General features: G+C 63.7%; 17 protein-coding genes and 1 tRNA gene. 15 read left to right on the forward strand and 3 right to left on the reverse strand.

The features are described 5' to 3' along the window. Positions 1-41: 41 nt before the first annotated feature. Positions 42-1,109, reverse strand: a complete 1,068-nt coding sequence (locus ACSVHC_RS18930) for a sunset domain-containing protein (protein WP_437770706.1) — start codon at positions 1,107-1,109, stop codon at positions 42-44. Positions 1,110-1,404: 295 nt separating this feature from the next. On the opposite strand from ACSVHC_RS18930, the gene ilvD reads away from it, so the two are divergent. From ilvD to ACSVHC_RS18980, 10 genes are all read left to right on the forward strand, one after another. Beyond that, positions 1,405-3,126, forward strand: a complete 1,722-nt coding sequence (ilvD, locus tag ACSVHC_RS18935) for a dihydroxy-acid dehydratase (protein WP_437770705.1) — start codon at positions 1,405-1,407, stop codon at positions 3,124-3,126. A gap of 409 nt (positions 3,127-3,535) precedes the next feature. Then, positions 3,536-5,437: an acetolactate synthase large subunit gene (locus ACSVHC_RS18940; RefSeq protein ID WP_439181209.1), complete on the forward strand. Its 1,902-nt coding sequence runs from the start codon at positions 3,536-3,538 to the stop codon at positions 5,435-5,437. A gap of 2 nt (positions 5,438-5,439) precedes the next feature. After that, positions 5,440-5,952, forward strand: a complete 513-nt coding sequence (gene ilvN / locus ACSVHC_RS18945) for an acetolactate synthase small subunit (RefSeq protein WP_236811607.1) — start codon at positions 5,440-5,442, stop codon at positions 5,950-5,952. Positions 5,953-6,033: 81 nt separating this feature from the next. Then, positions 6,034-7,059, forward strand: coding sequence for a ketol-acid reductoisomerase (ilvC, locus tag ACSVHC_RS18950; protein ID WP_078108575.1), 1,026 nt, complete (start codon positions 6,034-6,036; stop codon positions 7,057-7,059). A gap of 184 nt (positions 7,060-7,243) precedes the next feature. After that, positions 7,244-8,839: a phosphoglycerate dehydrogenase gene (gene serA, locus ACSVHC_RS18955; protein ID WP_236811602.1), complete on the forward strand. Its 1,596-nt coding sequence runs from the start codon at positions 7,244-7,246 to the stop codon at positions 8,837-8,839. A 210-nt stretch (positions 8,840-9,049) separates the two neighbouring features. After that, a complete protein-coding gene (locus ACSVHC_RS18960) occupies positions 9,050-11,854 on the forward strand; it encodes an ABC transporter permease (protein ID WP_437770703.1) in 2,805 nt (934 codons plus the stop codon). After that, positions 11,851-12,606 (forward strand): ABC transporter ATP-binding protein, encoded by a 756-nt coding sequence (locus ACSVHC_RS18965; RefSeq protein ID WP_078108578.1) that lies wholly within the window; start codon positions 11,851-11,853, stop codon positions 12,604-12,606. The genes ACSVHC_RS18960 and ACSVHC_RS18965 overlap by 4 nt, the downstream gene beginning before the upstream one ends. Before the next feature lie 190 nt (positions 12,607-12,796). Next, positions 12,797-14,356: a methionine--tRNA ligase gene (gene metG, locus ACSVHC_RS18970; protein WP_437770702.1), complete on the forward strand. Its 1,560-nt coding sequence runs from the start codon at positions 12,797-12,799 to the stop codon at positions 14,354-14,356. A gap of 211 nt (positions 14,357-14,567) precedes the next feature. Beyond that, positions 14,568-15,632 carry a 3-isopropylmalate dehydrogenase gene (locus ACSVHC_RS18975; RefSeq protein ID WP_437770701.1) on the forward strand — a complete coding sequence of 355 codons (1,065 nt, stop codon included), beginning with the start codon at positions 14,568-14,570 and terminating at the stop codon, positions 15,630-15,632. Between the two features lie 134 nt (positions 15,633-15,766). Beyond that, positions 15,767-16,879 carry a branched-chain amino acid aminotransferase gene (locus ACSVHC_RS18980; RefSeq protein WP_437770700.1) on the forward strand — a complete coding sequence of 371 codons (1,113 nt, stop codon included), beginning with the start codon at positions 15,767-15,769 and terminating at the stop codon, positions 16,877-16,879. Positions 16,880-17,051: 172 nt separating this feature from the next. Here the strand turns inward: ACSVHC_RS18980 and ACSVHC_RS18985 are convergent, their stop codons facing one another. Continuing rightward, positions 17,052-17,780, reverse strand: a complete 729-nt coding sequence (locus ACSVHC_RS18985) for an SGNH/GDSL hydrolase family protein (protein ID WP_439181211.1) — start codon at positions 17,778-17,780, stop codon at positions 17,052-17,054. 143 nt (positions 17,781-17,923) lie between these two features. On the opposite strand from ACSVHC_RS18985, the gene ACSVHC_RS18990 reads away from it, so the two are divergent. The 4 genes from ACSVHC_RS18990 to ACSVHC_RS19005 all read left to right on the forward strand — a co-directional run bounded on the left by ACSVHC_RS18990 (position 17,924) and on the right by ACSVHC_RS19005 (position 21,868). After that, entirely contained in the window at positions 17,924-18,706 is a 783-nt protein-coding gene (locus tag ACSVHC_RS18990) for an MBL fold metallo-hydrolase (protein ID WP_437770699.1), read from the forward strand. Positions 18,707-18,763: 57 nt separating this feature from the next. Then, positions 18,764-19,540 carry a fumarylacetoacetate hydrolase family protein gene (locus ACSVHC_RS18995; protein WP_241707477.1) on the forward strand — a complete coding sequence of 259 codons (777 nt, stop codon included), beginning with the start codon at positions 18,764-18,766 and terminating at the stop codon, positions 19,538-19,540. Between the two features lie 87 nt (positions 19,541-19,627). After that, entirely contained in the window at positions 19,628-21,142 is a 1,515-nt protein-coding gene (gene gltX, locus ACSVHC_RS19000) for a glutamate--tRNA ligase (RefSeq protein ID WP_437770698.1), read from the forward strand. 12 nt (positions 21,143-21,154) lie between these two features. After that, on the forward strand, positions 21,155-21,868 hold the full coding sequence (locus ACSVHC_RS19005; protein ID WP_437770697.1) for an HAD family hydrolase: 714 nt from the start codon (positions 21,155-21,157) through the stop codon (positions 21,866-21,868). A gap of 11 nt (positions 21,869-21,879) precedes the next feature. Here ACSVHC_RS19005 and ACSVHC_RS19010 read toward each other — a convergent pair whose 3' ends face one another. Further along, entirely contained in the window at positions 21,880-23,343 is a 1,464-nt protein-coding gene (locus ACSVHC_RS19010) for a hypothetical protein (RefSeq protein ID WP_437770696.1), read from the reverse strand. A gap of 342 nt (positions 23,344-23,685) precedes the next feature. Here ACSVHC_RS19010 and ACSVHC_RS19015 point away from each other — a divergent pair. Next, a tRNA-Gln gene (locus ACSVHC_RS19015) sits at positions 23,686-23,757 on the forward strand. Positions 23,758-23,862: the final 105 nt, after the last annotated feature.

Consider the following 23,862-nt stretch of genomic DNA (forward strand, 5'->3'; position numbering starts at 1 on the left):
AGGGCCCCTTGCCGCCGTGGATCCTCAGGTCCGTGGGGCCCTCAGCGGCGGTTCCTGCGAGGCGGACGGAAACCGGCTGCCTCGGCGTGGGCGCTCGAAATAAACCAGACCTCGGCCTTGACCTCGTCGTACGACGGGCTGTCTTCATCGTGGTAGGTCATGGTGTCCGCGTTGCCTTTGACCGTGTAGCCAGCGGGGCCGCTCCCGTCGGCGCCGGCCGCAGCCGATCCTTCACCGTAAGGCTGGTCAGCGGCAAGATGCCCGCCAAGCGGCGGCGCGCCGGTGGAATCCCCGGCCTGGGTGGTTGACTCAAAAGGCGCCGGAGCCGCGTCGGGAGCCTCGGCCCGGTCTTCTTGCATTTCCGCAGCAGGGTCGACTGCCTCCGCCGCGGCGGATTCCGCACCGGGAAGCGTCGGTGCGTGGGCGTCCGTGTATTCGCGGTGGTGGATCGGAGCGGGGGTTACGGGTGCGCCGCCTTCGCTCCAGGTAGCTTCCCACTCGGCGCTGTCGGCCAATTGTTCGGGGGTTGCTGGTTCCGTAGTCGACGAGGCCGGAACGCCGGCAGCCGCGGGAACGGAGGGTCCGGCGTCGGCCGCCGTAACGTCGTCGGCCGTCACGCCCTCTTCAAATTCGGGCTCGGCAGCAACCGGCCCGGTGGCCTCTGAAAGCGCATCCTCTGAAAGCGCATCCGCGGACAGTACGGGTTCTGAGAGCGTGGGCTCCTCGAACATGGGCTCCTGCGCCGAGGTTCCGGCCGAGGGCGGCTCTTCCGGGGCGGCCATTCCGGTGTCGAGGGGAGGGGAAGGTCGCTCCCAATCGTCGACGTCGAGGCCCCCCGCCTCAGGTTCCGTTTCCGGCTCCGGCTCGGCTTCGGGTGCGGCCGCCTGCGACCCGGCCACGTCTTGATGGGCGGTCGCAGTTGCGGCGACCAAAGGGGCGGAGCCTGTCAGGGCGGCGGCTGTGACGTCCATCTGTGGGGACGAGGCGGTCGGCGACGGTGATGCCGGGGCCATGGCGCCCGGGGAAGACTTCGCGCTATTGCGGCTCAGGAGCCACCAAACAATCGCGACGATCAACACGATGACGATGACAGCGATCAACCATTCCATGGGAGGAGCCCTTCTGTCTGTTCAAGTGGCGCAGGTCTGTTCGAGTGGCGCAGTGGTCGTGATTTGACGTTACGTCCGTGTCACCGGGCTGTCTAGGTTAGTCAATCGATTCGCGCCCTTCAGCGCTCCCGTGGTCCTGTCGGATGGAACTGCGGTCGACGATGAGACTGATGTCTCACATATCGAGACGACTGTCCATTATTTGAATGAAATATTGAATGAAATAGCGCTAAATTCGCCTTAACCCGCCAAACATGTTCGTTGGCCACAGCCCAAAAGTCATAGACTCGTGCCCATGAGTGACCACACCCCAATTGCGACAGACAACCAGCCGGACATCAAGCCACGCAGCCGGGTCGTAACGGACGGCATCCATGCCGCCCCCGCGCGAGGCATGTTCCGGGCCGTAGGCATGGGCGATGACGACTTCGCCAAGCCCCAAATCGGCGTCGCGAGCTCGTGGAACGAAATTACGCCGTGCAACCTTTCGCTGAACCGACTCGCCCAGGGTGCCAAGGAAGGCGTTCACGCCGGCGGTGGTTTCCCCATGCAGTTCGGCACCATTTCCGTTTCGGACGGTATTTCCATGGGCCACGAGGGCATGCACTTTTCGCTTGTTTCGCGCGAAGTCATTGCAGACTCCGTTGAAACCGTCATGCAGGCCGAGCGCATTGACGGCTCCGTCTTGCTGGCCGGTTGCGACAAGTCCCTCCCGGGCATGCTGATGGCGGCCGCCCGCCTGGATCTCGCCAGCGTCTTCCTTTACGCCGGCTCCATCATGCCGGGCTGGGTCAAGCTCGAAGATGGCTCGGAGAAGGAAGTCACCCTCATTGACGCCTTCGAAGCCGTGGGCGCGTGTGCTGCCGGAAAGATGAGCAGGGGCGACCTGGACCGCATCGAACGTGCGATCTGTCCCGGTGAAGGTGCCTGCGGCGGTATGTACACGGCCAACACCATGGCCTGCATCGGCGAAGCCCTCGGCATGTCCCTGCCGGGCTCGGCTGCCCCTCCCTCGGCAGACCGCCGTCGTGATGACTTTGCCCGCAAGTCCGGCGAGGCAGTGGTCAACCTGCTGCGCCTCGGCATCACCGCCCGGGACATCATGACCAAGAAGGCGTTCGAGAACGCCATCGCCGTCACCATGGCGTTCGGCGGTTCCACCAACGCCGTCCTGCACCTGCTCGCAATCGCCCGGGAAGCCGAGGTCGAACTGACCCTGGACGACTTCAACCGCATCGGCGACAAGATTCCGCACCTGGGCGACCTCAAGCCCTTCGGCCGCTACGTCATGACCGACGTCGACAAGATCGGCGGCGTGCCGGTCATCATGAAGGCGCTGCTCGACGCCGGCCTGCTGCACGGCGACTGCCTGACGGTCACGGGCAAGACCCTTGCCGAGAACCTGGCTTCCATCAACCCGCCGGACCTCGACGGCAAGATCCTGCGTGCCCTGGACAACCCGATCCACAAGACCGGCGGCATCACCATCCTGCACGGTTCGATGGCCCCGGAAGGTGCCGTCGTGAAGAGCGCCGGCTTCGATGCCGATGTCTTCGAAGGAACCGCCCGCGTGTTCGAACGCGAGCAGGGTGCCCTTGACGCCTTGGACAAGGGCGAGATCAAGGCCGGGGACGTCGTCGTGATCCGTTACGAAGGACCCAAGGGCGGCCCGGGCATGCGTGAGATGCTCGCCATCACCGGCGCCATCAAGGGCGCGGGCCTCGGCAAGGACGTGCTCCTGCTGACCGACGGCCGCTTCTCGGGCGGAACCACGGGTCTCTGCATCGGGCACGTTGCGCCTGAAGCCGTCGACGGCGGTCCTATCGCCTTCGTCAAGGACGGCGACAAGATCCGCGTGGATATTGCTGCCCGTTCGTTCGACCTCCTGGTGGAAGAAGCCGAACTCGAGTCCCGCAAGGTCGGCTGGGAGCCCCTCCCGGCCAAGTTCACCAAGGGCGTCCTCGCGAAGTACGCCAAGCTGGTGCACAGCGCCTCCACGGGAGCCTACTGCGGCTAGTTCCCGGTTCCGGCCCAACTGACTCGCAGTTGTTGTCGTTTTGACGCCTCATAACGACAACAACTGCTAGTCAGTTGGGTGGCCGGGGTAGGACCAACCCGTGGACAATGGGGTCCACATAGTGAGATGACATCTTTATCGTTTGACACCTATCTCACTAAGAGGGAACACTGAACGCATGATCGCATTCGTTACTGTCGGCGCCACCGTGGGCACTGTCGTACTTACCAAGCGCGTGGCCTCCTAGCCCGACTGGTAACGAACCGTCACGCGCAACCCCTCGAAGAGCCGCAAGGCTGAGGGGTTTTTTTATTTCCCGCAGGGGACGGCGCATTGAGCAAGAACCCGCATGAACGCAGTACCCAAGTAGTAACTTTCACTAATTGAAGATCCCCAAAGGAAGAGTCCGATGAGCAAAGGATCGCCGATCAGCCCCTCGCTGATGGCTGCAAAGTCCGCTGGAGCCCCCAAGGCTCCGGAAAAGGTCGACCGTACGGCTGACGCCGTCGTCGACAATGCTGCAACTCTCTCTCCTGTACTCGGGCCGAACAACGTTGTACCCCCAACGGTGATGACCGGCTCGGAAGCTATTGTCCGCTCGCTCGAAGAACTCGGCGTGGACGATATTTTTGGTTTGCCCGGTGGCGCGATCCTCCCCACCTACGACCCTTTGATGGCCTCCAAGATGAATCACGTCCTGGTCCGTCACGAACAGGGAGCCGGCCACGCAGCGCAAGGCTACGCCATGGTTACCGGACGGGTTGGCGTCTGCATCGCCACCTCGGGCCCCGGTGCCACCAACCTCGTTACCGCCATCATGGATGCCCATATGGACTCCGTGCCCCTCGTTGCGATTACCGGCCAGGTATCGGCTTCTGTCATCGGCACTGATGCCTTCCAGGAAGCAGACATCGTCGGCATCACGATGCCGATCACCAAGCATTCCTTCCTGGTGACGGATCCCAACGACATTCCGCATGTCATGGCCGAGGCTTTCTACCTTGCGAGCACGGGGCGTCCCGGTCCCGTATTGGTGGACATCGCCAAGAACGCCCAGCAGGGCACCATGACCTTCTCCTGGCCGCCCAAGATCGATTTGCCGGGCTATCGTCCGGTGGTCCGCGGCCACAACAAGCAGGTGCGCGAGGCTGCCCGGCTGATCGCTGCGGCGAGCAAGCCCGTCCTGTATGTCGGCGGCGGTGTGGTCAAGGCCCACGCATCGGCCGAACTGCGCGAGCTCGCGGAACTCACCGGCGCTCCCGTGGTGACCACACTCATGGCCCGTGGCGCATTCCCGGATTCCCACCCCCAGCACGTCGGCATGCCCGGCATGCACGGCACGGTTTCTGCGGTTACCGCACTGCAGCAGTCCGATCTGTTGATCACCCTCGGTGCGCGCTTCGATGACCGCGTGACGGGTGTCCTCAGCACCTTCGCTCCGCACGCAAAGATCATCCACGCGGACATCGACCCCGCGGAGATCTCCAAGAACCGCACGGCCGACGTTCCGATCGTGGGCTCCGTCAAGGAGATCATTCCGGAACTGAGCGAGGCTGTCCGCAACGCGTTCGAGCAATCCGGCACTCCGGACCTCGACGGATGGTGGGCGTTCCTCAACAACCTCCGCGATACCTACCCTCTGGGTTGGACCGAGCCGGAAGACGGACTCAGTGCCCCCCAGCGGGTCATCGAACGCATTGGTGCGCTCACGGGCCCGGAAGGCATCTACGTTGCAGGCGTTGGCCAGCACCAGATGTGGGCCGCGCAGTTCATCAAGTACGAGCGTCCCCACGCCTGGCTGAACTCCGGCGGTGCCGGCACCATGGGTTATGCCGTGCCGGCAGCCATGGGCGCCAAGGTCGGCGAACCCGACCGCGTGGTCTGGGCGATCGACGGCGACGGCTGCTTCCAGATGACCAACCAGGAACTGGCCACCTGCGCCATCAACAAGATTCCCATCAAGGTGGCCATCATCAACAACTCCTCGCTGGGCATGGTGCGCCAGTGGCAGACCCTCTTCTATGAAGGCCGCTACTCCAACACGGACCTGAACACCGGCCACGACACCGTCCGTATTCCCGACTTCGTCAAGCTGGCAGACGCCTACGGCTGCGCAGCCTTCCGCTGCGAGCGGGACGAGGATATCGACGCAACCATCCAGAAGGCCCTGGAAATCAATGACCGTCCCGTGGTCATCAACTTCGTGGTCAGCCCGAACTCCATGGTGTGGCCGATGGTCCCCTCCGGAGTCTCGAATGACCAGATCCAGGTTGCCCGCAACATGACCCCGGAATGGGAAGAGGAGGACTAGCCATGAGCCGCCACACACTGTCCGTTCTGGTCGAAGACAAGCCCGGTGTGCTGACCCGCGTGGCCAGCCTCTTCGCCCGGCGGGCCTTCAACATCAACTCCCTGGCCGTCGGCCCCACCGAGGTCTCCGGGATTTCCCGGATGACCGTCGTCGTCGACGCCGATGGCGACCTCATCGAGCAGGTCACCAAACAGCTCAACAAACTGATCAACGTGATCAAGATTGTCGAGCTGACTCCAGAATCTTCCGTGCAGCGTGACCACATCCTGGTCAAGGTACGTGCGGATGCCGCGACACGCCTGCAGGTCACCCAAGCTGCAGACTTGTTCCGTGCCTCAGTGGTTGACGTTTCCACAGACTCGGTGGTCATTGAGGCAACCGGTACCCCGGAAAAGCTCGCAGCGCTGCTTTCAGTGCTCGAGCCGTTCGGCATCCGCGAAATAGTGCAGTCCGGCACCTTGGCCGTTGGGCGGGGATCCCGCTCCATGAGTGACAGGGCGTTGCGCAGCGCTTAGGCATTGTCCTATGTACTGCGTAGTAGCCCGATACCGAACCACAGACAATATCTACAAAACCACTCAAGAGGAGTTACGCAAGTGACTGAAATGTTCTACGACGACGACGCAGACCTGTCGATCATCCAGGGTCGCAAGGTTGCCATTGTCGGCTACGGTTCCCAGGGCCACGCCCACGCGCTGAACCTGCGCGACTCGGGCGTCGAGGTTGTCATCGCGCTCAAGGAAGGCTCGAAGTCGATCGCCAAGGCCGAAGACGCGGGCTTCACGGTCAAGAACGTTGCCGACGCCGCCGAATGGGCCGACGTCATCATGATCCTGGCACCGGACCAGCACCAGCGCGCGATCTACAACGACTCCATCAAGGACAAGCTGACCGCCGGCAAGGCCCTTGCCTTCGCCCACGGCTTCAACATCCGCTTCGGATACATCGAGGCGCCCGAGGGCGTTGACGTTATCCTGATCGCCCCGAAGGCTCCCGGACACACCGTCCGCCGCGAGTTCGAAGCCGGCCGCGGTATCCCGGACATCATCGCCGTCGAGCAGGACGCTTCCGGTTCCGCTTGGGAACTGGCCAAGTCCTACGCGAAGGCAATCGGCGGCACGCGCGCCGGCGTCATCAAGACCACCTTCACCGAAGAGACCGAAACCGACCTCTTCGGCGAGCAGGCTGTCCTGTGCGGCGGTGTCTCCCAGCTGATCCAGTACGGCTTCGAGACCCTGACCGAAGCCGGCTACCAGCCGCAGATCGCCTACTTCGAGGTTCTTCACGAGCTCAAGCTCATCGTTGACCTCATGTGGGAGGGCGGCATCGCCAAGCAGCGCTGGAGCGTTTCCGACACCGCAGAGTACGGCGACTACGTCTCCGGCCCGCGCGTCATCGACCCCCGGGTCAAGGAAAACATGGCCGGCGTCCTCGCCGACATCCAGTCCGGTGCCTTTGCCAAGCGTTTCATCGACGACCAGGACAACGGCGCCGTCGAGTTCAAGGAACTGCGTGCCAAGGCTGAGCAGCACCCCATCGAGGGTGTCGGCCGCGAGCTGCGTTCCCTGTTCTCCTGGCAGCAGCAGGACGAGGACTACGTCGAAGGCTCCGCAGCCCGCTAGTCAAGGCACACGTTGAAGCCGCGGCAGGAGCCGTAGCAATTCAACACAGAACGCCGTTCGGGATAGGCTCGAAATGAAGCCGCCCGGCATGGAGGCCGGACCCGGTATACCGGGTCCGGCCTTCGTCGTCAAAGAATCGTTTCACCAAAACCCCACCTGAAAAAGAGAGCTAAAGAGGTCACCGGTGACTAGCACCAAGCCAGTAGTACTCCTCGCTGAGGAACTTTCGCCCGCCACGATCGAGGCCCTTGGTCCGGACTTCGAGATCCGCCAAACCGACGGCGCGGACCGCTCCCAGCTGCTCTCCGCAATCGTCGACGTCGACGCCATCCTCGTGCGTTCAGCCACCCAGGTGGACGCCGAGGCAATTGCCGCAGCCAAGAACCTCAAGATCATCGCGCGTGCCGGTGTCGGCCTGGACAACGTGGACATCAAGGCCGCCACCCAGGCAGGCGTCATGGTCGTCAACGCCCCGACGTCGAACATTGTGTCCGCTGCCGAGCTGACGGTCGGCCACATCCTCAGCCTCGCCCGCCACATCCCGCAGGCCAGCTCCGCCTTGAAGGGCGGCGAGTGGAAGCGCTCCAAGTACACAGGCATCGAACTCTTCGAGAAGAAGATCGGCATCATCGGCCTCGGACGCATCGGAGCGCTCGTCGCTGCCCGGCTGCAAGGCTTCGAGACCGAGATCCTCGCCTACGACCCCTACATCACCTCGGCCCGTGCGGCCCAGCTCGGTGTCAAGCTCGTCACCCTCGACGAGCTGCTCGAGAAGTCGGACTTCATCACCATCCACATGCCCAAAACCCCGGAAACAGTGGGCATGCTGGGCGCCGACGCCTTCAAGAAGATGAAGGAAACGGCCTACGTTGTCAATGTCGCCCGTGGCGGCCTGATCGACGAAGAGGCCCTCCACGAGGCCTTGGAAGACGGACAGATCGCGGGCGCAGGCATCGACGTCTTCGTCAAGGAGCCGAGCACCGACCTTCCCTTCTTCGGCATGGACAACGTCATCGTGACGCCCCACTTGGGTGCCTCCACTGACGAAGCCCAGGAAAAGGCCGGCGTGTCCGTGGCGAAGTCCGTGCGCCTCGCCCTCGCCGGCGAACTCGTGCCGGATGCCGTCAACGTTGCTGGTGGCGTGATCGCTTCCGACGTCCGCCCCGGAATCCCGCTGATCGAAAAGCTCGGCCGGATCTTCACGGCCCTGACCCACGCATCCCTGACGCAGATCGACGTCGAGGTCGCGGGCGAAATCGCGAGCCTGGACGTGAAGGTCCTCGAACTGGCGGCGCTCAAGGGCGTGTTCGCCGACGTCGTGACCGAGCAGGTCTCCTACGTCAACGCGCCCGTCATCGCAGAGCAGCGCGGCATCAACACTCGCCTGATCACGACGCCGGAAGCCGAGGACTATCGCAACGTCCTGACCATCCGCGGGGCACTCAGTGACGGCTCACAGATTTCCGTGGCCGGCACGCTCACCGGACCCAAGCAGGTCCAGAAGCTCGTGGGCGTCAATGGCTACGACGTCGAAATCCCGATCAGCGAACACTTGGTGGTTGTTTCCTACGCGGACCGTCCCGGTGTCATCGGCACCATCGGCCACATCCTGGGCATGAACAACATCAATATCGGTGGCATGCAGGTGGCACGCCAGAGCGAAGGCGGCCAGGTCTTGGCGCTGCTGACGATCGACACTTCGGTGCCGCAGCAGGTCCTTGAAGCAATCAAGGCCGGCATCGGCGCCGACATGGTTCGCGAAGTGGATCTGGAGGACTAGCATCCTCACCGTTTGAGCTAGAATAGTGTGCCGCACTTCACATCGGCCACATATCATTGGCCGGTCTGCCTACAATGGCTTGGTCCGAAATTCGGAACCGGCGGCAGGCCGGCCAATAACTTTTGCACGCACCCGGTGGATTCCTATTGCCTCGGCATGGTTCCAGGGACAGCAGTGTGCACACCCGCAATCCAGGACTCAGGGAGCCCTATGAACGCCGTCCAGAGGTTCATCAGAAGCCGTGTGCTTCTGTTGACCGCGGCCATTTTGATCGTCGCCATGTGTTTGTCCGTATTCATCCAGAGCCAGTCGCAGGCCGCGCTGAACCGGACAGTGGATGAGAACTCACGCGGCCTGTACGACATCCTGGTCCAGGCCAAGTCCGCGAATACCAAGGACGGCGGGGCACTCCTCCAGCCGGACATCGCGAACGGCCAGGGCGGCATCAGCTTCCCGCAACTCGAGAAGATCCGCGGGCTGAGCGGTGCGTCGGTAGCGGCACCCATCAGCCTCGTGTCCCGGGTGACGCAGAACCTGGAAACTCCGCGGCTTGATGCTATGGATTACCTTGGCTACAACGCGGGGCTGGCTGGTGGAGCCACCGCGGGAGATCCAACCGGAACGGACTCCAAGAGCTGGCCCGCGCCGGAGTCCGTCCTCCCCGCGCAGCCGAAGAAGTACCGCCTCACCGCCACTGCCGTGAGCTCCGACGGAGTGTCCCAGCAAACCCTCTTCCAGACCAGCGCTGAAGGCACGCTCGGCAAGGGGCAGGTCAAGGAGCAGCAGACTGCCGGAGGCAAGAGCATCCGCATCGCCGGTCCCGCGGGAGAGACCGGCATCAAGTTCCCCGCTCCTGCCGGTGGCTCGGAGCACAACCTCTTCAACCTGTCGGTGGCGCTGCCCATGGCTCCACAGGTCACCGAGTCTGTCGTCGCCGTCGATCCGACAGCTGAACGCGCCCTCCTGGGCTCGGCCGGAGACTTCCTCGCCCCGCTGCAAAAGGCGCCCCCGGCCGACACCCGCAACGCGGGAGCCATCGGCCGCTACTTCGAACAACTCTTCGCCAAGAGCCCCACGCAGCAGGAACTCGAACAGGGCCCGGATTTCATGGGCGTCAAGCTCAAATACTGGGCGCCCCTCATGACCCAGTACCAGCAGGCAAAACTGTCCGGCCAGATCACAGATGCCTCGCAGGCCATTCCTTTGATCGTCCGGCAGGGAACCTCGCTGGACCTGAAGTACTCGGTCAAAATCCAGGAAATCGATGATTCGGGCAAGGTCGTCAACGACGTCGGCACTGTCTCACGTTCCTTGGACAAGGACTACCTGCCGTTCGTGTCAAAGTCGCCGTTCGCCCTGTCATGGCCCGGGTCCACCGACCACAGTCAGTTGCTCGGTAACATGGGCAACTTCAGCCAAGGCCTGTACCAGCCGGCCCAGTGGAGCACGGACTTCGCAGCCGCACCCAAGTACAAGGACGGCGAAACCTCTGCGAATGGAGCCGTCGCCAAGTCCGCCACACCGGGGGACTGGGTTACCGTCAACAAGCTGCCTGAGAAGTCGGCCTTCGGCGCGATCGTGGACCAGAGCCAACGCAAGCCGGTCGACGAGCGCTCCTACCGGGAGAACCTTGCCACGGGATCGAAGCCCGCTACCCCGCTGCCGATGGTCTACGGGACGTTTGATCCTGCCCAGATCCAGAAAGCGGCCGGCGACGTCAACAAGCTGCCCTTGGGTGGCTACGACCCGGCCCCGATGACGCTCCAGAAGGACGCTTCGGGCAATGACACCGCCGCCAAGGGCCTCAAACCCTCGCTGAGCGATACTGGCCTCGTCAGCCAGTCTGCCGGTGCCATTACCGACTACTACGGCCTTGCCGCAGCGCGCGGTTACGATTCCAACGCCAACGTTATCGATGCCGTCCGGGTCCGCGCCAGCGCACCGGGCAACTGGAAGCAGGCCCAACCGGAGGTCGACAAGCTCGCAGCCCAGATCCGCGACATGGGTCTACAAGCCACAGTGGTGGCCGGCTCCGCGCGTGAAGACGCCAACATCTTCGTCCCGGGGTATTCCAAGGACGACGCCGGCAAGGAATCCGCCCTGGGCACCGTCCAGCAATCGTGGGTTCGGCAGGATGCCGCCGACGCCGTGTCCGGTTCCCTGACGGGCACCAACATCACCCTTCTCTTCCTGACGCTGTGCGGGGCCACTCTCCTGACCGGCGCTTCCACAGTCAGCTATATCCGCCAGCGACGCAGCGAGGCGGGGATCCTCCGCGCCATGGGCTGGACCCAGAGGAAAATCCGAAGTTGGGTCCTCGAGGAGTTCGGCATCGGTGCGGGGATCGTCGCTGTGGCAGGCATTGCGCTCAGCCTTCTGAGCTGGAACCTGGCCACGGTCATTGTTTCCGCGTCCGTGTTGCTCATTTACTGCGCCGCCGCATACATCGCGGCCCAGCAATTGCGGCACCGCGACATCGTTGACCAGGAACCCCAACACGATGAACGCCTGATCCCGGTGGATTCGCCGCTGACGTTTGCGTACCGCCAACTGGTCACACACCGCTTCAGCTCAGTAGCGCTGGCTGTGGCTGTGGGAGTGTTCGGGGCGGCCGTCGGTGCCCTGATCGCCTTGCTCATTGACATCCCGCGCGCAGCTGGAGCCAGCGCCCTCAGCGGGCTCGCCTCAGCTACCGTAGCCCTGCCGAGCGTCATCCTGGCAGTCTGCGGAGTGCTCGTGGGCCTCGTACTGACCTTGGTCACGGGTCGGTTCGAACTCCAGGCCAGGCGGGAGCAGCTCGGCACTCTCCGGGCCATGGGCTGGAACCCGGACATGCTGGGGCAGGTCCGGTTCTTCGAAAATGCCTTGGTCGGAGCAGTGGCACTGATCCTGGGCGTCGTGGGGGCGCTGGGTCTGGGCCTGTTGCTCGCTCCTTATGCCGCACTTTGGGCCGCTTTGGCCGGAGTGGTGGCCGTAATTTGCTGGATTCCCATTGCAACGAAAGTGGTCAAATGACTGACAACCTCGAACCCGATCTGACCGCGACCACGGAATCCACCGACGAGTCGTTCCAGACCCGCGCCAACACCATCGTGCGGGCCGCTGACCATGGTATGCCGCTGCAGTTGAGCAACATCACCATCCGCTACGGCGGTGACAAGGGTGGCGCGGAGCCAGTCACCGTCGTCGAGGACTTCAACCTGACGCTGCACGCCGGTGAGATGCACTGCGTCGCCGGGCGAAGCGGCTCAGGCAAGACCAGCATCCTGACGGTGGGAGCGGGACTCACGCTTCCGACGTCGGGCCGTGTCCTCTGGGAGGGCGATTCCCTCGAGAAGATGGGCGACGACGAAATCGCCGACCGTCGCCGCGCCCTGATCGGGTACGTGGATCAGGGCGGCGCCTTGATCGACGGCATGAGTGCTTTGGAGAACGTGCTGTTGCCGGCCGTTCCCGACGGCGAAGTGGAGCAGCGCACCGAAATGGCCAAGGACCTGCTGGACCTGGTGGGGCTGGGCCGGCGCATGCGCCACCGTCCGGCGCAGCTGTCTGGCGGTGAGCGCCAGCGTGTCGCGATTGCGCGGGCCCTGATCCTGGGAACCCGTGTCCTGGTGGTGGACGAGCCAACGGCCAGCCTGGACCGCACTTCGGCAAACCGCATCATCAGCATCCTGAAGGACACCACCAGCGACGGCATCGCCGTGCTGGTGGCGTCGCACGACCACGAGCTTGTCAGGCTCAGCGATACGCTGACTGAATTGAACTAGTCCCCACCGCCACCCTCGCCTCGCAAGTCCCCAGCCGCCCCCTAGCTTCGCAAGCTCAGCCAGGGAACCCGGCGGCTGTGGGCCCACGGCCAGGGAACCCTGGCGGCGTGGGCCCCCCGGTGCTTCCGGACCGGCCGTCACATGCCGCCGGTCCGGTCTTTCCATCTCCAAGAGAAGGTAACTTCGTAGAGTGACGTCTCCACATAAACCCCCGTTCTACATCACCACCGCCATTACGTACCCGAACGGCGAGCCGCATATCGGGCATGCCTACGAGTACATTGCCACCGATGCGATGGCCCGGTTCAAGCGCCTCGACGGCTATGACGTGATGTTCCTGACCGGTACGGACGAGCACGGCATGAAGATTGCCCAGGCGGCGGAGAAGGAAGGCATCTCGCCCAAGGAACTCGTGGACCGGAATGCCGAAATCTACAAGGCCGCCCACGCTGCCTTGGGCATCTCCTACGACCGCTTCATCCGCACGACGGACGCCGATCACTACGCCGCTTCGCAAGCCATCTGGAAGAAGATGGAAGCCAAGGGGGACATTTACCTGTCCAAGTACGAGGGCTGGTACTCCGTCCGCGACGAGGCTTACTACACCGAGGACGAGACCGTCCTGAAGGACGACGGCGTCCGCTACTCGCGCGGTACTGACACCGAAGTGACGTGGACCGCGGAGGAGAGCTACTTCTTCCGCTTGTCCTCCTACCAGGACAAGTTGCTGGCCTTGTACGAGGGGCAACCGGAATTCGGCGCTCCCCAGTACCGCTTCAACGAGGTCATCAGCTTCGTCAAGCAGGGCCTTCAGGACTTGTCCATCAGCCGCACGACTTTCGACTGGGGCGTCCCGGTCCCGGGGAACGACAAACACGTCATGTACGTGTGGGTCGATGCCCTGACCAATTACTTGACGGGGGTCGGCTACCCGGACGCCGAATCGGAGGCGTTCCGGAAGTTCTGGCCCGCGGACGTCCACGTCATCGGCAAGGACATCTCACGGTTCCATGCGATCTTCTGGCCGGCCTTCCTGATGAGCGCCGGCCTGGAACTGCCGAAGCGCGTCATGATCCATGGCTTCCTGACCAACAATGGCGTCAAGATGTCCAAGTCCCTCGGCAACGTGGTGGCCCCTAAGGACTTCGTGGAGCAGTACGGCCTGGACCAGGTGCGCTTCTTCTTCCTCCGCGAAGTGCCCTTCGGTGCCGACGGCAGCTACAACCACGAGGCGATCGTGGGCCGCATGAACGCAGACCTCGCCAACAACTTCGGCAACCTGGCACAGCGTTCGCTGTCCATGGTGGCGAAGAACTGCGAAGGCAAGGTTCCGGTTCCGGGCGATTTCTCGGCGGAGGACACCGCGCTGCTGGCCCAGGCCACCGGACTGCTGGACGTGGCCCGCACCGCTTTCGAGAAGCAAGAGTTCAGCCGTGCCCTCGAGGCAATCTGGGCCGTGCTGGGTGACACCAACGCGTACTTCGCCGAGCAGGCCCCGTGGGTTCTGCGCAAGACCGACGTCGAGCGCATGAACACCGTCCTGTACGTCACCCTGGAGGTTGTCCGCATCGTGGCGATCCTCGTCCAGCCGGTCATGCCGACGTCGGCGGCCAAGCTGCTTGAGGTCCTGGGACAGCCGGAAGGGGAGGCCCGCCAGTTCGCGGCCATCGCGACGCCGATCGTCCCCGGCACGGAACTCCCGGCCCCGGCCCCGGTGTTCCCGCGTTACGAGGAGCCCGCCGAGTCATAGACGCCCGCTCACATATATGGTGCGGGACGCAAACGCTCCTTTAGATCTGACCCGTCAGCCGGGCAGATCTAAAGGAGCGATTGTTTTGCCCGCTCATATGTGAGCGGGGATCGACGAAAATGCCATATATGTGAGCGAGCGTCGGAGGGGAGAGCGTTCAAATGGTGAGACGATTTTGACCAATATGTGGATGCGTTGGCAGTCTGAAAACATGAGCGCAACGCAACCCGCCGCAACGATCAACCTGGCTGTCATTCCCGGCGACGGCATTGGCCCCGAAGTTATTGCCGAAGCCCTCAAGGTCCTGGAAAAAGTCGTCGCCGAAGAAGGCGTCACCTTGGAACAGACTGAATACAAGCTCGGAGCCCAGCACTGGCTTGAGACCGGCGAAACGCTCCCGGATGAGGTCCTGGCCGATCTGCGCACCCGCGATGCCATCCTCTTCGGCGCTGTCGGTGCGGCCCCGGGGGACACCCGCATTCCTTCCGGGATCATTGAACGCGAGATGCTGCTGAAGCTCCGCTTCAGTCTGGACCACTTTGTGAACCTGCGCCCCTCGCGGCTCTACGGCACGGTGGGCAGCCCGCTGGCCAACCCTGGCAACATCGATTTCATCGTTGTCCGCGAAGGCACCGAGGGTCCGTACGTCGGCAACGGCGGTACGTTGCGCGGTGGCACCCCCCACGAGGTTGCCACCGAAGTGTCGCTCAACACGGCCCACGGCGTCGAGCGCGTCGTCCGGGACGCCTTCCGCCGCGCCAGTGAGCGTCCCCGCAAGCACGTCACCCTCGTGCACAAGCACAATGTCCTGGTCTTCGCAGGCCACTTGTGGAAGCGCACCGTCGAGGCCGTGGCCAAGGAATTCCCCGAGGTCACCCACGACTACCTGCACATCGACGCCGCGACGATCTTCATGGTCACCGACCCCTCTCGTTTCGACGTGATCGTCACCGACAACCTCTTCGGCGACATCATCACTGACCTCGCCGCGGCCATCACCGGCGGCATCGGTCTGGCAGCCTCGGGCAACATCAACATGGACCGCACCGCGCCCTCCATGTTCGAACCCGTCCACGGCTCCGCGCCGGATATCGCCGGACAGCAAAAAGCGGATCCGACCGCCGCCATCTTGTCCGCGGCCCTGTTGCTGGACCACCTCGGCTACACGACCGCCGCCCGCAGGATCGAGGCCGCCGTCGTCGCTGACATCGAAAGCCGCAATGGCGAGAGCCGCAGTACCGCGGCCATCGGCGACGCCATCACCGCCGCACTTTAGGGTCTGTACTGGCACTTTAGGGTCTGTACCCGGGCGTAAGCTTTACTTGAATTATTTACTGCTGCCGTGGTCCGTCGCTGAACCATATCCTCCAAGAGATGGTTCGCTCTGCCTGGTAGCCGACTGGAGGAAACATGACTCAGACTGCCCACGGCGTCGAATTCAGCCAGCAGCTCTCGGAGACCCCGAAGTCTGCTGAGGAGCGTGCAGCTATCCTGGCAAACCCGGGATTTGGCGACTACTTCACCGACAACACCGTCATTGTCGACTACAGCGTTGACACCGAGGGCAAGGGCGGCTGGCACAGTGCCCGCGTCGAGGCCTACGGACCGATTTCGCTTGATCCTTCGGCGGCAGTGCTGCACTACGGCCAGGAGATCTTTGAAGGGCTGAAGGCATACCGCCATGCAGACGGTTCCGTTTGGACGTTCCGTCCCGAGGCCAATGCCGCCCGGTTGAACAAGTCGGCCCGTCGCTTGGCCCTCCCGGAACTGCCCGAGGAATACTTCCTCGGTGCCATCCGCGAACTCGTGCAAGCGGACAAGGAATGGGTTCCGTCCGGCGACGGCGAAGCCCTGTACTTGCGCCCGTTCATGATCGCGACGGAAGCGTTCCTCGGTGTCCGCGCCGCCCGCGAGGTGTCCTTCCGGGTCATCGCGTCTCCGGCCGGCAACTACTTCGGCGGCGAGCTCAAGCCGGTATCCATCTGGATCTCCCGTGAATACGCGCGTGCCGGCCGTGGCGGAACCGGTGCAGCCAAGTGTGGTGGAAACTACGCCGCATCCCTGATTGCCCAGATGGAAGCCGAGGAGAACGGCTGCAAGCAGGTCCTCTTCCTGGACCACTTCAACGACGACGCCGTCGAGGAACTCGGGGGCATGAACGTCTTCTTCGTCATGAAGGACGGCTCACTCGTCACCCCGGCACTCACCGGAACCATCCTCGAAGGTGTGACCCGTTCTTCCGTCATCCAGGTGGCGAAGGACATGGGCCGCGAGGTTTCCGAGCGCAAGATCACCCTCGCTGAATGGCGCGACGGTGTGGCCTCCGGCGAAATCGCCGAGGTCTTCGCTTGCGGAACCGCGGCCGTCATCACGCCCATCGGCGTGCTCAAGGACAAGACCGAGTTCATCGGCTCCGAGGATGCCAAGGCGGGCGAAACCACCATGGCCATCCGCGAGCAGTTGCTCGGCATTCAGACCGGAACGGTCGAGGACAAGCACGGCTGGCTCACCCGCCTGGCCTAAGTCCCCACCGGCTCCCAAGCCTCGCAAGCTCGGCTCGGGTCCCTCGCCGGCGTGGGCCCTACCGGCTCCCAAGCCTCCCAAGCTCGGCTCGGGTCCCTCGCCGGCGTGGGCCCTGTCTTGGAAAATGCCCGACGGCGGCCTCCCACTTTGGTGGGCGGGTCGCCGTCGCCGTTTAACCAGCGACCGGGGTGCTCCCGGGGCTGGCTTGCTGGATCCTCGGTCCGATGAGCGCTTCCATTTTGGCCTGCAGATACTGCTGGCCGGCCACGGACGGGTGATCGCCGTCGGGACCAATGAGGTCCGAGGCATCGTCCATGATCCAGCCGAGGTCGATCGGATCGATGAAATCGGCCCCGGCTTTCAGGGCAGCGGCTTTGTCCTGGTCGCGGATGTCGAGCCTTTCCGCCTCGGGGGTGCGCGTATACGAAGGCGGCCCTATCACCAGGATGTCGGCTTGCGGAGCGCGGGCCTTGACTGAGGCGAACGCCCGTGCAGCCGCAGCCTCGGTTTCTCCGGGGGAGGTGCCCATGTCATTTTCGGACCCAAAGAACAGCACCACGCGGGTCCCGTCGGTTACCGCCGCGTCCACTTGGGAACCGAAGGTCGATCCGTCTTCGCCAACGCTGACATAGCCGCTGCCATCATGCGCGGCATTGACGATGGTCGCCTGGAACCGTTGGAAACCGGGATCGTTCCTCACCAGGTTGGGCCAGGCCTCGTCAGGGGAAGTGCCGCGACCCGTGCTGAGGGAGTCTCCGATGATCACTATGGTGGGCGGGCCCACGGCGGATCGGGGTCCGGTGGCGGAGAAACAGGCGCTGAGGACCGCGAGGACGGAGAGGCAGACGGCGGCGATCGCCATCGTCGTCAAGAGAGGATTTCGTCGGGTGTGATTCCGCAACAAACCGACTCCTCCTCCGCAACTGTCCACATGTATCCGTCCCGGTTCCTTGGCACCATGCTACGTCGTGTGCCGTTCCTGCCTCTTGGAACCGGGTTTCCCGTTGCCGGGTCCGGCTCATTGGCGTGTGCCAAGATGGAGAAGTGAATCCGGTCAATGACGCCACTTTCCAGAACAGCAGTCCCCTCACCCGATCGTTGCTCGCTCCCAATCCGGGTCCGATGAGCCTCGACGGCACCAACTCGTACGTCATTGCCGCGCCGGACGCTCCCGGAGTCGTCGTCGTCGATCCCGGGCCGCTCGACGAATCGCACCTCGCGGCCCTGGCCGCCGCGGGATCCGTGGAGCTCGTTCTCATCACCCATCGCCACAAGGACCATACCGAGGCCTCTGCGCGCTTCCACGAAATCACCGGCGCACCTGTCCGCGCGGCGGATCCGGCGCACTGCCACGGAGGCGAACCGTTGCGGGGTGGCGAGGTCATCGAGGCTGCAGGTGTCGAGATCCGCGTGCTTGCCACGCCGGGCCATACTTCGGACTCAGTCTGCTTCCACCTTCCCGGCGACGGACCCGATGGCTCTGTGCTCACGGGCGACACCATCCTGGGACGCGGAACCACGGTCCTGGACTATCCCGATGGACGGCTGGGGGATTACCTCCCCAGCCTCGACATACTCGAAAGCCTCGGCCCCGCAACACTGTTGCCCGCTCACGGTCCCGTGCTGCCGGCCGTCGACGTCGTATGCCGCGAGTACCGGGCTCACAGGGAGATGCGACTGGACCAGATCCGCGAAGCACTCGCGCGGCTCGGGCCCCAAGCCGGGGTCCAGGCCGTCACCGACGCGGTGTATCCCGACGTCGATCCTTCCGTGCGGTGGGCCGCTGAAACGTCGGTGGCGGCGCAACTGGACTATCTGCGAGGCTAGCGGGCGTCCACCACAGTGCGCGCGTGGTGGCCGCCGGCGGGCGGTACGCTAGAAACCATGCGTATCGCCCGGTTTGTTGTTGATTCTGATCCCGTCTACGGCGTCGTCGAAGGTGAGCCCGGCAGTGAAGTCATCACTGTCATCCACGGCGACCCCTTCTTCAACGGCGTTGAGCGGACCTCGGTCCGCCACAAGCTGGAGGACGTGCGCCTGCTGGCACCGATCATTCCGCGCAGCAAGGTCATTGGCGTCGGACGGAACTTCGCAGAGCACGCCCGGGAACTCGGTAACGAAGTTCCGCAGCACCCCTTGTTGTTCCTGAAGCCGAATACCGCCGTCGTTGGCCCTAACGATCCGATCGTGTTGCCTGAGTTCTCGGAGGAAGTCTCCTTTGAGGCTGAACTCTGCGTTGTCATCGGCCGCATCTGCAAGGATGTGCCCGAAGATCGCGTGGACGATGTCATTTTCGGTTACACCTGCGGAAACGACCTCACGGCCCGCGACGTCCAGAAGACGGACCTGCAGTGGGCGCGTGCCAAGGGCTTTGATACCTCCGCGCCGCTCGGCCCGTGGATCGAGACGGAACTCGACCCCGAGGACCTGGCCATCAAGGGGTGGCTCAATGGTGAGCTCCGCCAGGACGGCAGCACGAACCAGATGATTCGCAGCGTTCGGGAGCTGGTGTCCATCGTTTCGCAGGCTTTCACCCTGCTTCCGGGTGATGTCATCATGACCGGGACTCCGGCCGGCGTCGGCCTGGTCCAGGAGGGCGACCGCTATGAGATCGAGATCGAAGGCATAGGCCGCTTGTCCAATCCGGTGGTCCGCCGGTAGAGGTTTGGCGGTCCGCCGCGTCAACCGCTTTGCACCCACGGGCACTGGGCTTTCCGTCCTGCGGCACGGGGTAAAGTTGGAACCATTATGACTACTGTTGCTGCGTCGAACTCTGCCGCCATTCCTGCCGTGAACGCTGAAACCCCGGTCCGCGTCCGGTTCTGCCCCTCACCCACGGGAACTCCGCACGTTGGGTTGATCCGTACGGCCCTCTTCAACTGGGCCTACGCACGGCACACCGGTGGCAAACTGGTTTTCCGGATCGAGGACACGGACTCGGCCCGCGACAGCGAGGAGAGCTACCACCAACTGCTTGACGCGTTGAAGTGGCTCGGCATCGACTGGGACGAGGGCGTCGAGGTTGGCGGCCCGCACGAACCGTACCGGCAGTCGCAGCGCAGCGACATGTACCAGGACGTCATCGCCAAGCTCAAAGCCGGCGGTCACATCTATGAGTCGTACTCCACTCCCGAGGAGATCGAGGCACGGCACCGGGCTGCGGGCCGGGATCCGAAGCTCGGGTACGACGGCTTTGACCGCCACGTCACCGAGGAACAGCTCGCCCAGTACAAGGCCGAGGGCCGCAATGCTGTGTTGCGCCTGCGCATGCCGGACGAAGACCTGACCTTCAACGACCTTGTGCGCGGGGAGATCACGTTCAAGGCCGGATCCGTGCCCGACTTCGCCGTGGTGCGCGCCAACGGCGCCCCGCTGTACACGCTCGTGAACCCCGTTGACGACGCACTCATGGGTATCACGCACGTCCTCCGCGGCGAAGACCTGCTCAGCTCCACTCCGCGGCAGATCGCCCTCTACCGGGCCCTCTACGCCATCGGTGTGGCCGAGTACATGCCCGAGTTCGGCCACCTTCCCTACGTCATGGGCCAGGGCAACAAGAAGCTTTCCAAACGCGATCCGGAATCCAGCCTCTTCCTGCACCGTGAACGTGGCTTCATCCGCGAAGGACTGCTCAACTACTTGTCCCTCCTGGGCTGGTCCTTGAGCGCCGACGAGGATATCTTCACCGTGGAGCAGCTCGTGGCCAACTTCGACATCCACGACGTCCTTGGCAACCCGGCGCGCTTCGACATCAAGAAGGCCGAAGCCATCAACGGAACGCACGTGCGCATGCTCACTCCGGAGGACTTCCGTCAGCGGCTCGTTCCGTACCTGCGTGCCGCAGGCTTCGTGGGGGAGATCCTGACTCCGCGCCAGGAAGAGATTCTTGCCGAGTCCGCGCCGCTGATCCAGGAGCGGATCACCCTGCTGGGCGAGGCTCCCGAGATGCTTGCCTTCCTGTTCAAGAACGACGACGCGATCGACGTCGCCGACGACGCCCGCAAGGGACTCCCCGAGAACCTGGGCGAGGTGCTCGACGCCGCGTTGGCTGCGCTCGAACCCCTCGCCGACTGGACAGCAGAAAGCATCCAGGCAGCACTCAAGCAAGCCTTGGTGGAGGATCTTGGGATCAAGCCGCGCCTCGCGTTCGGCCCGGTGCGCACGGCAATCTCCGGCCGCCGCATCTCGCCGCCGCTGTTCGAATCGATGGTCATCCTGGGCAAGGATTCCTCGCTCACCCGCTTGCGCGCGTTCCGCGGCTAGTTCAGGCACTCCGTGATCAGCGCACTTCATGAGTCATTCGGCACGGTCCGGGGTGTCCTGTTCGACATCGACGACACCTTGGTGGACCTTGAGTACGCCATGACCACGGCCCTACGTGACGTGAGCGAACACCTCCTGCCCGGCCTGGACCAGGCCGGGTGGGAGAAGTTCGGACGGATCTTCACGCACGAAACCACGCACTTCTATGACCGGTACCTCGCCGGCGAGTTGACGTTCAACGAGCAGCGCCTCCTGCGGGGCCGTGCGGCCCTGGGGCATTTCGGGGTGGAACTCGGCGGCGAGGACTCCCATACGTGGCTCAATGACTATTCCCGCCTGCAGCCCAGTTATGTCAGGGCCTTCAGCGATGTCCTGCCCGTCCTCGACGCCCTCGACGCCGCGGGCATCCCCTATGGCGCCGTGAGCAACAACGTCCACGACTACCAGCGGGTCAAGCTCGACAGTGCGGGGCTTGCCCGGGTCTCGGTCCTTGTCGGAACGGACACCGTAGGTGTGCCCAAGCCGGACCCCGCCATTTACCTGGAAGGGGTCCGGCGCTTGGGCACCAACCCGGGTGAGACCCTCTTTGTGGGCGACAACCGCCTTCTCGACGCCGAAGGCGCCACTTCCGCCGGATTGCTGGGCATCTGGTTGAACCGCACAGGTGAGCTCGCGTCCGACTTTTCCGGCCGGGAAATAGACGCCTTGACGCGACTGCTCGCCTGAGGCTTCTGCAGCTACGCGCCCAGCCGGAACTTCCGCAGGAAAACGAACGTTCCGACGGAACCCGCCCCCAGGACGCCCACAAGTCCGAGCGCGGTGCCGGTATCCGACTTTTCGGACATGCTCGACGGCGATACCGCCGCAGCTCCCTGATGCAGTTCCGCTGTGCCCGCCGCGATTCGCGCATTTCCGTCCGCGAGTTTTTCGGCACCGGTGGACAACTGGGCTGAGCCCGCGGCCAGTTTGGCATTTCCATCGGACAACTTGGAGGCGCCGGCCGCCAATGCGGTGGAACCGTCCAGGAGACCGGGGGAGGAGGGATCTGCAGGGCTGCCCTTGATGCCCGTCATCAACGAGTCCGTGCCTGCAGCCAAGCGGGATGTTCCGTCCGTCATGCTGGCGGTGGCCTTGAGGAGTCCCGGGTGCTCAGGGTCTCCAGGTACGCCGTCCATGCCCACGCGGATCTTTGCGGTTCCATCGGCGAGCATCTGGGTTCCCAGAACCACGCCGGGGGACGCGGGATCCTGGCTGTTGAGCTTCTGGGCGAGCGTGGCGAAACCGGCCGTCAGCTTTCCGGTCCCTGCCGCGAGCTTCCCGGTGCCGTCTGCGAGCCGTCCGGTGCCATCGTGCAGTTGCGCCGCCCCAGCCGAAAGCTGTCCCGCTCCGGCCTGCAATTGCGAGGCTCCGGCATCGAGGCGATGCGCGCCGTCGTTGAGCGCGTTGATCTGCGCCTTCAGCGTTGCCAGGGGCACCACGCCCTGGATGCCGTTGGCCGCATCGGCGAGCTGCTGGAGTCCTTGGGCCAACGCAGCGGAGCCCGTTCCCTTGGTGGGATCGTCTCCTGCCCCCGGGTAACCTTTGAGCTGATCGGTGCCCGCCGCGAGCCTCGAAGCGCCCGCGTCGAGTTGGGCAGCACCGGCGTTGAGCTGGGCGGCTCCGTTGTTGAGCTGGTTCGCGCCGGTGTTTAGTTGAGTGGCGCCGTCGCCGAGATTGTTTTCAGCGTTGCCGCCCGGCGTCGGGGTCAGCGCCGCGGAAAGCTGTACGGCACCGGCCGCGAGCTGCTGTGCGCCGTCGTCCACCTTGTAGACTCCCGGTGCAAGCTTGGCGTTGACGTCATTCTGGATCTTCACGGCCCCCGTGGCGAGTTTGTCGGCTCCATCCTTCAACTGCTGGGCTCCCGGAGCCAGCTTGGCCTGGATTCCGTTCTGGACTTTCGACGCGCCATCCGCCAGCTTGGCCGCACCTGTCCCGGCTTCCGCAGCTCCACCCGCGAGCCTTGCGGCGCCGTCCTTCAGTTGGCCGGCACCGGCAGACGCCTGGCCGGCGCCGTCATTGAGCTGCGCCGACCCGGCCGCGATCTTCCCAATGACCAAGGTATAGAAGCCAAGGAGCGCGATGAGCAGGAGTGCGAGCACGGCAATAGCGATTATCTGGGCACGGCTTCGTGTTCTGGTGGCAATCGCAGGGTTCGGTGTCATGGGCAATTCCTCTCGATGACTTCCCGACAGCGGCGCTGCTGCCGAGGATCCCCCCATGTGACGCAGCTAACAGGAGATTCGGCCTGCAGCTGCGCCACGAAACAAGTGCGTGGCGTAGGTTACCGATTGGTAACCTACCGAGAGTAAACCTAAGCTCCCCTCGATTGCAAGGGTTTTTTCATGCCGGCATCCACATCGGCGGATCGCTGAGGTGTGCACCAACGTGGACACGGGCGCATGTTCTCGATTTGTGCCCATCGAAAGTCTCGGGTAAAGTAATTACTCGTGCTGAGGGGCACGGAGCGAAGGTTTACGCCTTCGAATCCGGCCTAAAAGCACCAATGGGATATGGTGTAATTGGCAACACTACGGTTTCTGGTACCGTCATTCTAGGTTCGAGTCCTGGTATCCCAGCTCCGAATAATCCACACATTAGTGCGGAAATTCGGGCTTTCGAAACGGTTCGCCGATTTGAAACAAAGTTGAATGTATGAAATACTCATTCAGCTTGAATGCCGG

The sequence above is a fragment of the Arthrobacter sp. KNU-44 genome, from assembly GCF_051843155.1.
Taxonomy (GTDB): domain Bacteria; phylum Actinomycetota; class Actinomycetes; order Actinomycetales; family Micrococcaceae; genus Arthrobacter.

Excerpts from the sequence above, each read along its gene's own strand:
- ACSVHC_RS18960 (WP_437770703.1), top strand. The coding sequence starts at position 9,050 with ATGAACGCCGTCCAGAGGTTCATCAGAAGCCGTGTGCTTCTGTTGACC.
- ilvD (WP_437770705.1), top strand. The coding sequence starts at position 1,405 with ATGAGTGACCACACCCCAATTGCGACAGACAACCAGCCGGACATCAAG.
- gltX (WP_437770698.1), top strand. The coding sequence starts at position 19,628 with ATGACTACTGTTGCTGCGTCGAACTCTGCCGCCATTCCTGCCGTGAAC.
- ACSVHC_RS18975 (WP_437770701.1), top strand. The coding sequence starts at position 14,568 with ATGAGCGCAACGCAACCCGCCGCAACGATCAACCTGGCTGTCATTCCC.
- ACSVHC_RS18995 (WP_241707477.1), top strand. The coding sequence starts at position 18,764 with ATGCGTATCGCCCGGTTTGTTGTTGATTCTGATCCCGTCTACGGCGTC.
- ACSVHC_RS18980 (WP_437770700.1), top strand. The coding sequence starts at position 15,767 with ATGACTCAGACTGCCCACGGCGTCGAATTCAGCCAGCAGCTCTCGGAG.
- ACSVHC_RS18930 (WP_437770706.1), bottom strand. The coding sequence starts at position 1,109 with ATGGAATGGTTGATCGCTGTCATCGTCATCGTGTTGATCGTCGCGATT.
- ilvN (WP_236811607.1), top strand. The coding sequence starts at position 5,440 with ATGAGCCGCCACACACTGTCCGTTCTGGTCGAAGACAAGCCCGGTGTG.
- ACSVHC_RS19010 (WP_437770696.1), bottom strand. The coding sequence starts at position 23,343 with ATGACACCGAACCCTGCGATTGCCACCAGAACACGAAGCCGTGCCCAG.
- ACSVHC_RS18965 (WP_078108578.1), top strand. The coding sequence starts at position 11,851 with ATGACTGACAACCTCGAACCCGATCTGACCGCGACCACGGAATCCACC.
- ACSVHC_RS18940 (WP_439181209.1), top strand. The coding sequence starts at position 3,536 with ATGAGCAAAGGATCGCCGATCAGCCCCTCGCTGATGGCTGCAAAGTCC.